Source organism: Simplicispira sedimenti, from assembly GCF_022760965.1.
Lineage (GTDB): Bacteria > Pseudomonadota > Gammaproteobacteria > Burkholderiales > Burkholderiaceae_C > Simplicispira > Simplicispira sedimenti.
The window spans coordinates 207,252-222,362 of sequence record NZ_JAKVIJ010000004.1; the positions used below are offsets into that span (position 1 = coordinate 207,252).

The 15,111-nt window shown below is 65.3% G+C and carries 14 protein-coding genes and 1 other RNA gene; 12 read left to right on the top strand and 3 right to left on the bottom strand.

From position 1 onward, the window contains the following. Positions 1 to 15: 15 nt before the first annotated feature. Together MJ602_RS06600 and murJ are read right to left on the bottom strand one after the other, a co-directional pair. Positions 16 to 864 carry a SirB1 family protein gene (locus MJ602_RS06600; RefSeq protein ID WP_243020060.1) on the bottom strand — a complete coding sequence of 283 codons (849 nt, stop codon included), beginning with the start codon at positions 862 to 864 and terminating at the stop codon, positions 16 to 18. Positions 865 to 879: 15 nt separating this feature from the next. Next, positions 880 to 2,445: a murein biosynthesis integral membrane protein MurJ gene (gene murJ, locus MJ602_RS06605; RefSeq protein ID WP_243020061.1), complete on the bottom strand. Its 1,566-nt coding sequence runs from the start codon at positions 2,443 to 2,445 to the stop codon at positions 880 to 882. 130 nt (positions 2,446 to 2,575) lie between these two features. Here murJ and rpsT point away from each other — a divergent pair, with 130 nt between their 5' ends. The 11 genes from rpsT (at position 2,576) to accD (ending at position 13,748) form a co-directional block, all read left to right on the top strand. Further along, positions 2,576 to 2,878 carry a 30S ribosomal protein S20 gene (gene rpsT / locus MJ602_RS06610; RefSeq protein ID WP_162015420.1) on the top strand — a complete coding sequence of 101 codons (303 nt, stop codon included), beginning with the start codon at positions 2,576 to 2,578 and terminating at the stop codon, positions 2,876 to 2,878. A 133-nt stretch (positions 2,879 to 3,011) separates the two neighbouring features. After that, entirely contained in the window at positions 3,012 to 3,725 is a 714-nt protein-coding gene (ubiG, locus tag MJ602_RS06615) for a bifunctional 2-polyprenyl-6-hydroxyphenol methylase/3-demethylubiquinol 3-O-methyltransferase UbiG (protein ID WP_243020062.1), read from the top strand. Between the two features lie 4 nt (positions 3,726 to 3,729). Then, a complete protein-coding gene (gene gph / locus MJ602_RS06620; protein ID WP_243020063.1) occupies positions 3,730 to 4,395 on the top strand; it encodes a phosphoglycolate phosphatase in 666 nt (221 codons plus the stop codon). A gap of 13 nt (positions 4,396 to 4,408) precedes the next feature. Continuing rightward, positions 4,409 to 4,786: a transfer-messenger RNA gene (ssrA, locus tag MJ602_RS06625) on the top strand. A 299-nt stretch (positions 4,787 to 5,085) separates the two neighbouring features. Continuing rightward, entirely contained in the window at positions 5,086 to 6,216 is a 1,131-nt protein-coding gene (gene asd, locus MJ602_RS06630) for an aspartate-semialdehyde dehydrogenase (protein WP_243020064.1), read from the top strand. A 277-nt stretch (positions 6,217 to 6,493) separates the two neighbouring features. Further along, on the top strand, positions 6,494 to 9,037 hold the full coding sequence (locus tag MJ602_RS06635) for a motility hub landmark protein FimV (protein WP_243020065.1): 2,544 nt from the start codon (positions 6,494 to 6,496) through the stop codon (positions 9,035 to 9,037). 17 nt (positions 9,038 to 9,054) lie between these two features. Continuing rightward, the gene (gene truA / locus MJ602_RS06640) at positions 9,055 to 9,873 is read left to right on the top strand and encodes a tRNA pseudouridine(38-40) synthase TruA (protein WP_243020066.1); all 819 of its coding nucleotides are present in this window, start codon (positions 9,055 to 9,057) and stop codon (positions 9,871 to 9,873) included. After that, entirely contained in the window at positions 9,870 to 10,634 is a 765-nt protein-coding gene (locus MJ602_RS06645; RefSeq protein ID WP_243020067.1) for a phosphoribosylanthranilate isomerase, read from the top strand. Before truA ends, MJ602_RS06645 begins: the two co-directional genes overlap by 4 nt. Further along, positions 10,612 to 11,880, top strand: coding sequence for a tryptophan synthase subunit beta (gene trpB, locus MJ602_RS06650; RefSeq protein WP_243020068.1), 1,269 nt, complete (start codon positions 10,612 to 10,614; stop codon positions 11,878 to 11,880). Before MJ602_RS06645 ends, trpB begins: the two co-directional genes overlap by 23 nt. After that, on the top strand, positions 11,877 to 12,698 hold the full coding sequence (gene trpA / locus MJ602_RS06655; protein WP_243020069.1) for a tryptophan synthase subunit alpha: 822 nt from the start codon (positions 11,877 to 11,879) through the stop codon (positions 12,696 to 12,698). Before trpB ends, trpA begins: the two co-directional genes overlap by 4 nt. 177 nt (positions 12,699 to 12,875) lie before the next feature. Beyond that, on the top strand, positions 12,876 to 13,748 hold the full coding sequence (gene accD / locus MJ602_RS06660; protein ID WP_162015411.1) for an acetyl-CoA carboxylase, carboxyltransferase subunit beta: 873 nt from the start codon (positions 12,876 to 12,878) through the stop codon (positions 13,746 to 13,748). Positions 13,749 to 13,849: 101 nt separating this feature from the next. On the opposite strand, the gene MJ602_RS06665 is transcribed toward accD, so the two are convergent. Next, a complete protein-coding gene (locus tag MJ602_RS06665; protein ID WP_243020070.1) occupies positions 13,850 to 14,398 on the bottom strand; it encodes a YggT family protein in 549 nt (182 codons plus the stop codon). Between the two features lie 56 nt (positions 14,399 to 14,454). On the opposite strand from MJ602_RS06665, the gene MJ602_RS06670 reads away from it, so the two are divergent. Continuing rightward, positions 14,455 to 15,090 carry an LON peptidase substrate-binding domain-containing protein gene (locus MJ602_RS06670; RefSeq protein ID WP_243020071.1) on the top strand — a complete coding sequence of 212 codons (636 nt, stop codon included), beginning with the start codon at positions 14,455 to 14,457 and terminating at the stop codon, positions 15,088 to 15,090. Positions 15,091 to 15,111: the final 21 nt, after the last annotated feature.

Sequence of the window (15,111 nt, forward strand, 5' to 3'; positions counted from 1 at the left end):
GCGTGCTGTTTTTGCTTAGTTTTCTCGCAGTTGGCGGATCTGTTCCGCCACTTGGAGGGCGTCTGCAGCGTCGCCCGCATGGGCCAGGTAGGCCTCCAGATCCTGCAAGGCCAGGGCATGCTGGCCACTAGCGGCGTGGGCCAGCCCCCGATCCCGCAACTCCTGCCAGTCGGTGGGCAGCAGAATGATCATGCGGTCGAGCACGGCGATCAGGCGCTGCCAGTCCTCGTTGGAACGGTGCAGTTCTTTCAGGTTGCGCAGCATGCGCGCAATGATGTCGCGCGGTGCTGCGGGCTGAAGGAACAGCCCCAGCGGCAGGTCGTCGGCCTGTAAAGGCTCGGGCACACCGTGCTGGAAAGGCACCAGGCGCTCCACCAGGTCTTCGCGCGAGAGCGACTGGCCGGTGAACGGGTCGATGAGCACCTGCCCCCGCGACACCTGCGCCTTGACCATGAAATGCCCCGGAAACGCCACGCCGTGGGCCTGCAGCCCAATGCCGTGGGCCAGCTCCATCCACAACACCCCCAGGCTGATGGGAATACCCCGGCGCGTGCGCAGCACGTCGTTGAGGTAGCTGTTTTCGGGGTCGTAGTAGTTGTTGACGTTGCCGCCAAAACCCAGGTCGGCAAAGAAAAACTGGTTGAGCATGCGCAGGCGCTGCAGGGCCGGGGCATCTTGCGCCAGGCGCCGCTGCAGGCGCGCCACGAGATGGTCCACCTCGCTTTGCACCTGCTGGATGTCGAGCTGGGGGTATTCGTCCTGGGCAATGCTGGCTGCTGCCTCCAGCAGCGGAAAGCCCTCGTCGCTGTGCACCAGCGACGCGAAATACTCCAGCGGGGTGGGAACGGCCAGTTTCATCGGCATGCCTTTGCCCCCGCTTCAGCGCCGCAACAGGCTGCGCAGGCGCAACCCACCCACCCACAGCACGGCAAAGTACAACAGCGCCGCCGCCACCACCAGCAAGGCCAGCAGGCCAGCACGCTGCAGGCTGTGGGCACGCATGGCCAGCCAGGCAAAGTGGTCTGAGGCCCACAGCAGCAGCACCGCCATCAGGCAACTGGCCGCCAGCACCTGCAGCGCATACAGCAGCCACCCCGGCGCGGGCACATACGCCCCCCGCCGCATCAGGCCCACCAGCAACCACAGCGCATTGACCAGCGCCCCCAGCCCGATGGACAGCGCCAGGCCCGCATGCGCCATCCGGGGCACCAGCACCACGTTGAGCAACTGCGTGACCACCAGCACCACCACAGCAATCTTCACCGGGGTGCGGATGTCCTGGCTGGCGTAGTAGCCCGGCGCCAGCACCTTGATGGCGACCAGGCCCAGCAGACCCGCACCATAGCCCGCCAGGGCCACGGCGATCTGCCCCACATCGCCATCGGTCAGCTTGCCGTGGTGGAACAGCGTGGCCACGAGTGGCTGCGCAAAGGTCAGCAGCGCCACGGCACAAGGCACGGCCAGCAACACCACCATGCGCAGGCCCCAGTCGAGCATGGCCGAATAGCGCGCGCTGTCGTCCGCCGCCTTGGCCGATGCCAGCTGCGGTGTCAGCACCACGCCCAGTGCCACCCCCAGCAGTGCGGTGGGAAATTCCATCAGACGGTCGGCATAAAACAGCCAGGTCACGCTGCCGGGCGCGAGGTACGACGCGATCTGGGTGTTGATCATCAGCGAGAGCTGCGCCACCCCCACCCCCAGCAGCGCGGGCGCCATGAGCGTCAGGATGCGGCGCACCTGCCGCGTCTGCCACGCCGTGCGCACCGCGCCCCAGGTCACGCCAATGCGCGGCAGCAGGCCCAGGCGGTGCAGCACGGGCACCTGCGCCGCCAGTTGCAGCACACCGCCCAGCATCACGCCGCCAGCCATGGCGTAGATGGGCTCCACCCCGCGCGCGGCCAGCAGCGGCGCGCCCCACCAGGCGGCCACGATCATGCACAGATTCAGCAGCACGGGGGTGGCGGCAGGCACGGCAAAGCGCTTCCAGGTGTTGAGCACCCCGGCCGACAGTGCCACCATGGACATGAAGCCGATGTAGGGGAACATCCAGCGCGTCATGAGCACGGCGGCGTCGTAGCCCTCTGGGTTTTGCCGCAGGCCGCTGGCCAGCAGCCACACGAGCACCGGCGCACCCAGCACGCCCAACACGCAGGCCAGCACCAAGGCCCAGGCCAAGGCCGTTGCCACGCTGCGAATGAGCACGCGCGTGGCTTCTTCGCCCTCCTGGGTCTTGGTGGCGGCGAGCACGGGCACGAAGGCCTGGCTGAAGGCGCCTTCGGCAAACAAACGCCGAAACAAATTGGGAATGCGAAAGGCGACGTTGAAGGCGTCGGTCAGCGCATTGGCGCCAAAGACCGAGGCCATGAGCAGGTCGCGCACCAGCCCCGTCACACGGGAAGCCAGCGTCAGCAAGGAGACGGTGGAAGCGGCTTTGAACAATGTCACGGCGCACAGTGTATGCGCTGCGCCCGCAGTGCGCGGCACCCGGCCCGGCGCCACCTGCACCCACCTTGGCTCAGTGGGCTATAATGCTCGGCTTTGCTGGCAACATCCACAGACACAAGGAACATCTACCATGGCATCTACCAAGCCCAAGAAAAAGAACCCGCGCCTGGCGTCGGGCCGCAAACGCGCGCGCCAAGACGTCAAGCTCAACGCAGCCAACTCCTCGCTGCGTTCCAAGTACCGCACCGCCGTCAAGAACGTTGAAAAAGCCATTCTGGCAGGCGACAAGACCAAAGCCACCGAACTGTTCGCCAAGATGCAGTCCGTGGTGGACAACGTTGCCGACAAGGGCATTTTCCACAAGAACAAGGCGGCCCGCGACAAGAGCCGCCTGTCCGCAAAGGTCAAGGCCCTGGCCCTGGCCGCTGCCTGAGTCTTTTCACTCACAGCACACACAGCCCGGGCAGCCCTGCTGCCCGCCGTTTGAAACGGGTGCGCTGCCAGCAAAAACAACGAAGCGCCCTCCGGGGCGCTTTTTTGTTGCCGCGCTGTTGGACAATACGAGCATGAACCACACCACCCTCAACGTCGATCCGGCCGAACTGGCCAAGTTCTCCGATCTGGCGCACCGCTGGTGGGACCCGGAAAGCGAGTTCCGCCCCCTGCATGAAATCAACCCCCTGCGGCTGGACTGGATCAACGGCCTGGCACCACTGCACGGCAAACGTGTGCTCGACGTGGGCTGCGGCGGGGGCATCCTGTCCGACGCCATGGCCCGCCGAGGTGCGGAGGTGCTGGGCATAGACCTGGCCACCAAGTCCCTGCGCGTGGCCCAGTTGCACGCACTGGAAGCACAGACCCCGCGCGTCACCTACCGCGAAGTGAGCGTGGAAGCCCTGGCCGCAGAGCAACCAGGCAGCTTTGATACCGTGACCTGCATGGAAATGCTGGAACACGTGCCCGACCCCGGCTCGGTGGTGCGCGCCTGCGCCCAACTCGTCAAGCCGGGCGGCTGGGTGTTCTTCTCCACCATCAACCGCAACGCCAAGGCTTTCATGCTGGCGATTGTGGGCGCGGAATACGTCCTCAACATGCTGCCCAGGGGCACGCACGAATACGCCCGCCTCATCCGCCCCAGCGAACTGGCCACCCATTGCCGCGATGCGGGGCTGGACCTGCAGCAGACCAAGGGCTTGCAGTACAACCCGATCACGCGGCGCTACTGGCTCAGCGGCGACACCAGCGTGAACTACCTGCTGGCCACCCGCCGCAGCGCCTGAGCACATGTTTGCCCACATCCGTGCTGTGCTGTTCGATCTGGACGGCACCCTGATCGACAGCGCCCCCGACCTGGGCGCTGCTGCAGACAAAATGCGCACCGACCGCGGCCTGCCCGCCCTGCCCCTGGAGCACTACCGCCCCATGGCAGGCGCTGGAGCCCGGGGAATGCTGGATTGCGCCTTCGGTATGCCCCCAGAGCACCCCGATTTTTCGGCCTTCAAGGAAGAGTTCTTCGCCAACTACGAAGCCTGTCTGACGGAGCGCACCCAGGTCTTCCACGGCGTGGAAGACCTGATCCAGCGCCTGCGCGACCACGGCCTGGCCTGGGGAGTGGTCACCAACAAACACAGCCGCTTCACCAACCCTCTGACGCAGGCCATGCCTTTGTTCGCCAGCGCCCAAACGGTGGTGAGTGGCGACACGACCCCGCACGCCAAGCCCCACCCCGCTCCGCTGCTGGAGGCCGCCACCCGTCTGGACCTACCTCCACAGCAATGCCTTTACGTAGGCGACGACGAACGCGATATCCAGGCCGGCCATGCGGCGGGCATGCCCACGGTGGCAGCCACCTACGGCTACCTGGGTGCGCAAGCCGATATCCGCCGGTGGGGCGCCCACGCTGAAATAAATACCCCACTGGCCCTCTTGCAATTGCTGCGACTGACCTAAAATACCCATCCAAGGGGCTGCCCTGGTTTCGACGTGGGTTCGGAATCGGTGTGGTGCATGTCGAGCTGGAATCACGCTCGTAAATCTCGGTTCAAAAAACTAACTGCAAACGACGAACGTTTCGCACTCGCCGCTTAAATCCGGTGAGCCTTGCAACAGCACGCTGATGGGCTGGGCAAGGGGGTAGCAATACCTCCAGGCTGCAAGGGAATTTTCATCAGCTGGCACCCTGCCGGGCACCTTGGCAGGAGGCGAGATCCAAGGGTGCTGGCCGTCGATGCAGCGTGCGCCTGCGCGGCACCGATGGCGAGATTCAAAACAGAACGCTAAACATGTAGATCTGCCCGAAGAAGGCTTGCGGACGCGGGTTCAATTCCCGCCAGCTCCACCACCTGCCACAAAAAGCCAACCGCTCCGCGGTTGGCTTTTTCATTGCCCACAAGCTCTTGCGGCAGTGCAAATGCCCTATGTTTGCCTTGCATTACAATATTCCACAATGTTTGCCGCCCACCCGTTCGCTCTGAAAAATGCTCCTGCCACCTCGGCAGGTTTGGCTGCGCGCGCAACCATCACCAAAACCACGACCATTAAGGGCTGATCCGCCCCGGTTCGTCGTGCGCCCCTCCTGGCCAGACGAGCCAGGCGAACAGTCCGGTCGGGTACTGTATATTCACTTGAAAGGGCGTTGAAATGAGCAAGTTGGTAGGTCTGGTGGGCTGGCGCGGCATGGTCGGCTCGGTGTTGATGGATCGCATGGAGGCTGAAGGCGACTTCGGCCTGATCGAACCCCTGTTCTTCTCCACCAGCAACGCCGGTGGCAAGGCCCCGGCGCAGGCCAAGAACGAAACCACGCTGCAAGACGCGTTCAATATCGACGCGCTCAAGCGCTGCGAGATCATCATCTCCTGCCAGGGCGGCGACTACACCACCGAGGTATTTCCCAAGCTGCGCGCAGCGGGCTGGAATGGCCATTGGATTGATGCAGCTTCCACCCTGCGCATGAAGGACGACGCGGTCATCATCCTCGACCCCGTCAACATGCCCGTCATCAAGAACGCCCTGTCCAAGGGTGGCAAGAACTGGATCGGCGGCAACTGCACCGTGAGCTGCATGCTCATGGGCGTGGGCGCGCTGTACAAGGCGGGTCTGGTGGAATGGATGAGCACGCAGACCTACCAAGCCGCATCGGGTGGCGGCGCACAGCACATGCGCGAGTTGCTGACCCAGTTTGGCACGCTCAATGCCGAGGTCAAGGCCTTGCTGGACGACCCCAAGAGCGCCATCCTGGAAATCGACCGCAAGGTCATCGCCAAGCAACGCGCCCTCTCTGGCGCCGAAACCGCCAACTTTGGCGTGCCGCTGGGCGGATCGCTCATCCCCTGGATCGACAAGGATCTGGGTAACGGCATGAGCCGTGAAGAGTGGAAGGGCATGGCCGAAACCAACAAGATTCTGGGTATGGGCGAAGGCTTCGGCACCAGCGCCATTCCCGTGGACGGTTTTTGCGTGCGCATCGGCGCCATGCGCTGCCACAGCCAGGCACTGACCTTCAAGCTCAAGAAGGATGTGCCGGTGGCAGACATCGAGGCCATGATTGCTGCCGACAACCAGTGGGTCAAAGTGGTACCCAACACGCGCGAAGCCACCATCACCGACCTGACCCCCGTGGCGACCACCGGCACACTGACCATCCCCGTGGGCCGCATCCGCAAGCTGGCCATGGGACCCGAATATGTGGGCGCCTTCACCATTGGCGACCAGTTGCTGTGGGGCGCCGCCGAGCCGCTGCGCCGCATGCTGCGCATCTTGCTGGATGCATAATCTGCCCCTTGAAAAAGCGCCCCACGGCGCTTTTTCTTTTGGTACCCAGAGGAAACATCTGGTTACCCACGTTGTCGTCTGACAACACAGTGGGGGGCATTGCCCCCCGTTCATGCATCCTGCCGGAGCTTCGCCACTACGTGAGCTTGTCAGTGCAAAACATTGCTGCTAAGGTGCTTTTACACATTCTCAGACGCTGGAGCGCAGCGGGCATATGACCATGACCAATACCAGTCCGCTCCACCGAGCTACCAAATCTAATCAGTTGATGGCAACCATGCATCGTTGGAAATACTCTGCCTTGGCGGCGGCCGCAGTGGCATCGTTCGGTCTGTACAGCTCGAACGCCTTGGCACTTGCGCTGGGCCCGATCACCGTTCAGTCCGCCTTGGGGGAACCCCTGCGCGCGGAAATCGAGCTTGTGCAGGTCACCTCTTCCGAAGCAGAAACGCTGCGTGTCACCACCGCCACCCCTGAGACCTTCCGCGCCCAAGGCATGGAATATTCGCCCGTGGTCACGCGTGTCCAGATTGAGATGCGGAAGCGCCCCAACGGTTCCACGGTGCTGCGCCTGAGCAGCGATCGGCCCGTGAACGAGCCGTTTGTGGACCTGGTGGTGGATGCCAACTGGAACACCGGGCGACTGACGCGCAGCTACACCATGCTGTTTGATCCCCCCACCATGCGCAAAGCGCCGGTGGAGGTGGCTGCCAAACCCGAAATTGCACCTGCACGCCCCGTGGAATCCACCCCGCAGCGTTCTGCCCCCGTGCGCAGCGCGCCTGGGGCCAGTGCGGCCGCACCGGCAGGCGAACAATCCGTCACCGTCAAGCCCGGAGACACTGCCGGACGCATTGCCAATGCCAACCGCCCTGCGGATGTGTCGCTGGATCAAATGCTGGTGGCCATGTTGCGCGCCAACCCTGAGGCGTTCATTCAAGGCAATGTCAATCGCATCCGCTCTGGCGCCGTCTTGCAGATGCCGAGCCAGGCCCAGGCCAACGCGATCTCCAAGGACGAGGCTCGCCAAGTCTTGGCCGCACAGAGCCGCGATTTCAACGAATTCCGGCGCAAGCTGGCCGGTGCGGCCCCTTCTGCTGATGTAGGAACCTCCGGGCGCTCTGCCAGCGGCGCAGTTCAGGCGCAGGTGCAAGACCAGCGTCCTGCAAGCGCAGCCCCCGACAAGCTCACCCTCTCCAAGGGCGCAGTCAAAGGCCAGAAGGCGACCGAAGAAGAACTGGCCAAGCGCAAGCAATCGCAGCAGGCTGCTGCGCGCGTGGAAGAATTGTCCAAAAACATCAGCGAGCTGAACAAGCTCGGCACCGCATCGGCTTCGGTGGGCGCCGCACCCGCCGCTGCCGCCAGTGCGCCCGGTGTGACCGTGCCCGTGCCGCCGCCCACCCCCGCTGCAACGCCCGAGCCGTCTGCTCCTGCAGTCCCCCAAGCAGAAGCGCCTGCATCTGCAGAAGTCCCTGCCGCCCCCGCGAGCGAAGCCGCTCCGGCTCCAGTGGCCGCAGCCTCCGAGCCCAGCGCAGCTCCGGCGTCCGAGCCCGCCTCTGCTCCTGCCAAACCGAGTGTGGCCTTGCCACCCCCTGCCCCGGTGGAAGAGCCAAGCTTCTTCTCTGAGTTGATGGAAGACCCCATGATCCCCATGGCGGGTGGCGGCCTGCTGGCATTGCTGCTGGGCTTTGGCGCATGGCGCGTCATCCAGCGCCGCCGCGCTGGCGCTGGCATGGACAGCTCCTTCCTGGAAAGCCGCCTGCAGCCCGATTCCTTCTTTGGCGCCAGCGGCGGCCAGCGCGTGGACACGGCCAATACCGACTCCACCACCGGTGGATCATCCATGGCCTATTCGCCCAGCCAGTTGGATGCAGGTGGTGATGTCGATCCAGTGGCTGAAGCCGATGTTTACCTTGCCTATGGCCGCGATCTACAGGCGGAGGAAATCCTCAAGGAAGCCGTGCGCCACAACCCGACGCGCGTCTCCATCCATGCCAAGCTGGCCGAGATCTATGCCAAGCGACAAGACCGCAAGGCCCTGGAATCGGTGGCCAGCGAGATCCACCAACTCACCCAGGGCGATGGTCCCGACTGGAACCGTGTGGCCGAGCTGGGCCGCACGCTGGACCCCGACAACGCGTTGTACCAGCCCGGTGGTCGCCCTGCAGCAGCTACCGCCGTCGCTGCCGCCACAGGCGCCGCTGCGGCCGTGACATCTCCACCGGATCTGGACCTGGATCTGGATCTGGACCTTCCCGATGATGCACTGACCGAGGCCCCTCCGGCGCCAGCAGGTGCCTTTGCTGCCGCAGCGCATAGCGCTCAGCAGCCGGTGCTGGAAGACAGCGCCCCAGTGCCGCTGGAAATCCCCGACTACGACAGTCCCTCTGCCGCGCCAGAATGGCAGCCGCCTGCTGCCACGCAACCCATGCCGGCGGCAGCAGTCAACCCACTGGATATGCCGCTGGACGTTCCTCTGGATCTGCCGGCCATCGACACCCAACCCACCGCGTTGGACAAACCCGCCACCAAGCCCTATGTGCCCTCTGACTCCGGCTTGATGGATTTCGACCTCGACAGCATTTCGCTGGATCTCAAGACCCCAGCTTCCGAGGTCACCGCCGCTGTCCCGATGGACGAGCCCACCACCGCCTCCGGTGACTTGGCCGACGACCCGCTGGCCACCAAGCTGGCACTGGCCCAGGAGTTCAACACCATTGGCGACAGCGACGGCGCGCGCACACTGATCGAAGAAGTGATTGCCGAAGCCAGCGGCGACCTGAAGGCCCGGGCGCAGAAGATGCTGTCCGAACTCGGCTGAAAGGCACTGCACCTCCCATGCGGATGGCGCTGGGCGTCAGCTACCTCGGCCAGCGCTACCAGGGATGGCAAAGCCAGCCCTCAGGCCAGACGGTACAAGACTGTCTGGAGGCCGCGCTGGCACAATTTGCCACCCACCCCGTCAGTACCCTGTGCGCAGGGCGGACCGATGCCGGGGTGCACGGGCTCATGCAAGTGGTGCATTTCGATACGGAGCTGCAACGCAGCCCGTTCTCCTGGGTGCGCGGCACCAACGCCTTCCTGCCACCCGACATCGCCGTGCACTGGGCCCGGCCCGTACCGGAAGCTTTCCACGCCCGTGCCTGCGCCACCGCGCGGCGCTATGCCTACGTGCTGCTGCAGTCGCCCGTGCGCCCCAGCGTGGAGGCCGGGCGCGTGGGTTGGGTGTTTCGCCCGCTCGATGGCGATGCCATGCGCCAGGCCGCCGCCCACCTGCTGGGCGAGCACGACTTCACCTCGTTCCGCGCCTCGGCCTGCCAGGCGCTCTCGCCGGTCAAGACCCTGCACCGCATCGACATCACCCGCAAAGGCCCGGCCCAGCCCGAGCCCGGCGAGGACTGGAGCCCGTGCTACTGGCGCTTCGAGTTCGAAGGCAACGCCTTCCTGCACCACATGATCCGCAACATCATGGGCTGCCTGGTGGCCATCGGCCAGGGCGCCAAGCCAGTCTCCTGGATGGCCGAAGTGCTGGCGGCACGCTCGCGCGACGCCGCCGCGCCCACCTTCTCGCCCGATGGCCTGTACTTCCTCGGCCCGCTCTACGACGCCGCCTGGGGCCTGCCCAGCCGCACGGCTGCGTATGATGCGTTGCCATGAGCAGCCCGCAAACCCCGCCCTTTTCCGCACCGTTCCCCGCCGCCCGCACGCGCATCAAGGTCTGCGGCCTCACGCGCGAGCAGGACGTGGATGCCGCCGTCGCCGCCGGCGTGGACGCCGTGGGCTTCGTGCTCTACGCCCCCAGCCCGCGCGCCGTGACACCCGAGCGCGCGGCGCAACTGGCAGCGCGCCTGCCGCCCTTCGTCACCCCGGTGCTGCTGTTCGTCAACGAAACTGCTACGAATGTGATAGCTGCTAGCGCAATGGTGGCGGGCGCAATGCTGCAATTTCATGGTGATGAGACGGCCGAAGAGTGCTGGGAGGCCAGCGGCCGAGGCACCCGCCCTTACCTGCGCGCCGCGCGCATTCCCCTGGGGGAGCAAGGTTTCGGATTCGACCTCGTAGAATATGCCCATGTTCACTCCCGCGCCCGGGCCATCCTGCTCGACGCCCATGTCGAAGGCTATGGCGGTGGCGGCAAGGCATTCCATTGGTCACTCCTTCCTCCAAGCGTCGCCTCTCACCTCGTTTTAAGTGGTGGACTCACGCCTGCAAACGTGACCGATGGCATCTTGCAGGTGCGCCCGCGAGGCATCTCGCTGGCGGTTGATGTCAGTTCCGGCGTCGAGCTTGACGGCCCCGATGGCCAGCCCATCAAGGGCGTCAAGGACGCCGGCAAGATCCAGCGCTTCGTGGCCGCCGTGCGCGCGGCCGACGAGCAACTTGCAAAGCAATCCCATGTTCCAGTACGACCAACCTGATTCCTCGGGCCATTTCGGCCCCTACGGCGGCAGTTTCGCGAGCGAGACGCTGACCTTTGCCCTGCGCGAACTGCAGGCGGCCTACGCGCGTTACCAGCACGACCCGGAGTTCATCGCCGAATTCAACTACGAGCTGGCGCACTTCGTCGGCCGCCCCTCGCCCGTGTACCACGCCGCGCGCACCAGCCGCGAGATGGGCGGCGCGCAGATCTTCCTCAAGCGCGAAGACCTCAACCACACCGGCGCCCACAAGATCAACAACGTGATCGGCCAGGCCATGCTGGCGCGCCGCATGGGCAAGAAGCGCATCATCGCCGAGACCGGCGCGGGCCAGCACGGCGTGGCCACGGCCACCATTTGCGCACGCTACGGCCTCGAATGCGTGGTCTACATGGGCTCGGAGGACGTCAAGCGCCAGAGCCCCAACGTGTTCCGCATGAAGCTGCTGGGCGCCACCGTGGTGCCGGTCGAATCGGGCAGCAAGACGCTGAAGGATGCGCTCAACGAGGCCATGCGGGACTGGGTGGCCAACGTGGATGACACCTTCTACATCATCGGCACCGTGGCGGGGCCCCACCCCTACCCCATGATGGTGCGCGACTTCCAGAGCGTGATCGGCACCGAGTGCCTCGCGCAGATGCCCGCCATGCTGGCCGAGCAAAGAATAGCGGCCGAGCAGCCCGACGCCGTGGTCGCCTGCGTGGGCGGCGGCAGTAATGCCATGGGCATCTTCCACCCCTACATTCCGTTCGAGAAGACGCGCCTGATCGGCGTCGAGGCCGCCGGCGAGGGCCTGGACAGCGGCAAGCACTCGGCCAGCCTGCAACGCGGCTCCAGCGGCGTGCTGCACGGCAACCGCACTTTCATCCTGCAGGACGAGAACGGCCAGATCACCGAGACACACAGCATCAGCGCGGGCCTGGACTACCCCGGCGTCGGCCCCGAGCACGCCTGGTTGCAGGAAATCGGCCGCGCGCAGTACGTCGGCATCACCGACAGCGAGGCGCTCGACGCCTTCCACTACCTGTGCCGCACCGAAGGCATCATCCCCGCGCTCGAATCGAGCCACGCCTTTGCCTACGCCATGAAACTGGCCAAGGAAATGCGCCCCGACCAGTCCATCCTGGTCAACCTCTCGGGCCGGGGCGACAAGGACATCGGCACCGTGGCCGACCTGTCGGGCGAAGATTTCTACGACCGCCCCTCCATGCGCGGCCACGCCGTGAAGGGAGGACCCGCAGCATGAACACCACACCGAACCGCATCGCCGCCACCTTCGCCGCCCTGCAGGCCAAGGGCCGCAAGGCGCTGATTCCCTACGTCACGGCCGGCTTTCCGTTTGCCGACATCACCCCCGCGCTCATGCATGGCATGGTCGATGCCGGTGCCGACATCATCGAGCTGGGCGTGCCCTTCTCCGACCCCATGGCCGACGGCCCGGTCATCCAGAAAGCCGGCGAAAAGGCCCTGGCGCTGGGCACCGGCCTCAAGCAGGTGCTGGGCCATGTGCGCGAATTCCGCGGCCGCAACAAGGACACCCCCGTCGTGCTGATGGGCTACGCCAACCCCGTGGAACGCTACGACCAGATCCACGGCAAGGATGCCTTCGTGCGCGACGCCGCCGAGGCGGGCGTCGATGGCGTGCTCATCGTGGACTACCCGCCCGAGGAATGCGCCGACTTCGCCGCCAAGCTGCGCGCGCACGGCATGGACCTGATCTTCCTGCTGGCCCCCACCAGCACGGAAGAGCGCATGCAGGAAGTGGCCCGCGTGGCCAGCGGCTACGTGTACTACGTGTCGCTCAAGGGCGTGACGGGCTCGGGCGCGCTCGACACCGGCGCCGTCGAGGCCATGCTGCCGCGCATCCGCCAGCATGTGCACATCCCCGTGGGCGTGGGCTTCGGCATCCGCGACGCGGCCACGGCCCAGGCCATCGGCAAGGTGGCCGACGCCGTCGTTATCGGTAGCCGCATCATCCAGTTGCTCGAAGACCAGCCCCACGAGAAAATCGTTCCCGTGGCCGTGGACTTCCTGCGCGGTGTGCGCAAGGCGCTCGACGCATAATAAGAAGGCACCCCCCTGAGCGGCTTTGCCGCTTCCCCCTTCTCTCGCTGCGCTTCGCTTGCGGGAAGGGGGACGACGCCGGTGGCCTGGCAAAGCCAGTTCCACGGCGTCCCTGGCATGGGGTGTGCCAGTTTCACAGGCCGCATTCTGCTGGCCCACTCATACAAAGGAAGACGAATGTCCTGGCTTGAAAAACTCCTGCCGTCCAAAATCCAGCAAAGCGACCCCACGGTGCGCCGCCAGATGCCCGAGGGCCTGTGGATCAAGTGCCCCAGCTGCGAGACCGTGCTCTACAAGGCCGACTTGGAGCAGAACCAGAACGTCTGCCCCAAGTGCAGCCATCACCACCGCATCGGCGCGCGCGCCCGGCTTGACGCGTTCCTCGATGCGGAAGGCCGCTACGAAATCGGCCAGGAGGTCATCCCGGTCGATGCACTCAAGTTCAAGGACAGCCGCAAGTACCCCGAGCGACTGAAGGAAGCCCTGGAGAACACGGGCGAGACTGACGCCCTCATCGTCATGGGCGGTGCGGTCAAGAGCATCAACGTGGTGGCCGCCTGCTTCGAATTCGACTTCATGGGCGGCTCCATGGGTAGTGTGGTCGGCGAGCGCTTCGTGCGCGGCGTGGAAAGCGCGATCGAGCAAAAAGTGCCCTTCATCTGCTTCACCGCCACCGGCGGCGCGCGCATGCAGGAAGGCCTGCTCTCGCTCATGCAGATGGCCAAGACCAACGCGGCGCTCACGCGCCTGGCCAAGAAGGGCCTGCCCTACATCAGCGTGCTGACCGATCCCACCATGGGCGGCGTGAGTGCAGGTTTTGCCTTTGTGGGCGACATCGTGATTGCCGAGCCCAAGGCCTTGATCGGCTTTGCCGGCCCGCGCGTCATTGAAAACACCGTGCGCGTGACCCTGCCCGAGGGCTTCCAGCGCGCCGAGTTCCTGATGCAAAAGGGTGCCGTGGACCTGATCTGCGACCGCCGCGAGCTACGCAACACCATTGCCAGCAGCCTGGCCATGCTGCAACGCCTGCCGGCCGACGCCGTGGCCTGATAACCACTCTGCCAACCACCACCCACGGCGGTTGGAAGCTACAAAAACAATAGCTGCTAGCGCCCTGCAGATAAGCCCCAGGGCCCGTTTTTAGTGTGATTTCATCGCAAGGGCCCGAACTGCAGATGGCCCAATGCCATCAGCGCCACCTGCACCAGCACCAGCACCACCAGCGGGGACAGATCCACCCCGCCCACCAGTGGCAACACCCGGCGCACGGGCCGCAGCAAGGGTTCGCTCAGGCGCGCAATCACGTCCGACACCGGCGAGTGCGCTTGCACCCACGAGAGCACGGCATAGGCAATGAGCAATCCCGCCATGCCCGTGAGCGCAACGCGCACCATGCCAAACACCGCCAGCCAGGGCAGCCACTGCCAACCCGTGCCCGCACCAAAGAGCAGCCACAACAACAGGTACTGCACCAGCTCCACCGCCAAGGCAGCGAGCAGGCTGGCCAGATCCAGGCGCCCCACCGGTGCAATGGCACGACGCAAGGGCAGCACCAGCCAGTCGGACAGCGCAAACACCAGGCGCCCCACGGGGTTGGAGAAAGGGATGCGCTGCCACTGCATGTAGATGCGCAGCAGGCACATGCCACACAGCAGGCCTGCCACCACGTCGAGCAAAAAAGTAACAATCTGATGGAGCATCGCTGGAATCCGTTCTTGACCGCACGGCGGCATGGGATGATAGCCCCTTCATTTCCATGCCCCAGCCTCTGACCCTCACCAGCCTGCCGCTGTTTCCGCTGGCCGCCGTGCTTCTGCCCGGTGGCCACCTCGCCCTGCGCGTGTTCGAGGTGCGCTACCTCGACATGGTGCGCAAATGCCAACAAGCAGGCGCGCCGTTCGGCGTGGTCTGCCTGCGCAGCGGCAGCGAGGTGCGCAAGGCGGGCGCCCCACAAGAGCAACTGCACGCCGTGGGGACACTGGCCCGCATCACCCAATTGCAAAGCCCCCAACCTGCGCTGATCCACCTGGAATGCGAGGGCACCCAGCGCTTTCACATCCAGCGCAGCCATGTCCTGCCCCACGGCCTCTGGGTGGCCGATGTGCAGCTGCTGCCCGCAGACCACCCCACGGCAGTCCCCCCCCACCTGATGGTGGCCAGCGCGGCGCTGGCGCGGGTAATGGCCTCGTTACCCGAGCGGCCAGGCCACCGGCCGACCCCCCAGCCCACCGCAGACCAACTGGGCGACTGCGGCTGGGTGGCCAACCGTTGGTGTGAACTGCTGCCCGTTCCCCAAGAGCTGAAACAGCAGCTGATGCAACTGGACAACCCGCTGGTGCGGCTGGAGCTCGTGGCGGACGTGCTCGACCGTACGGGCATTGCGCGGGCGTAGCACACACCACACGCAGCCAGC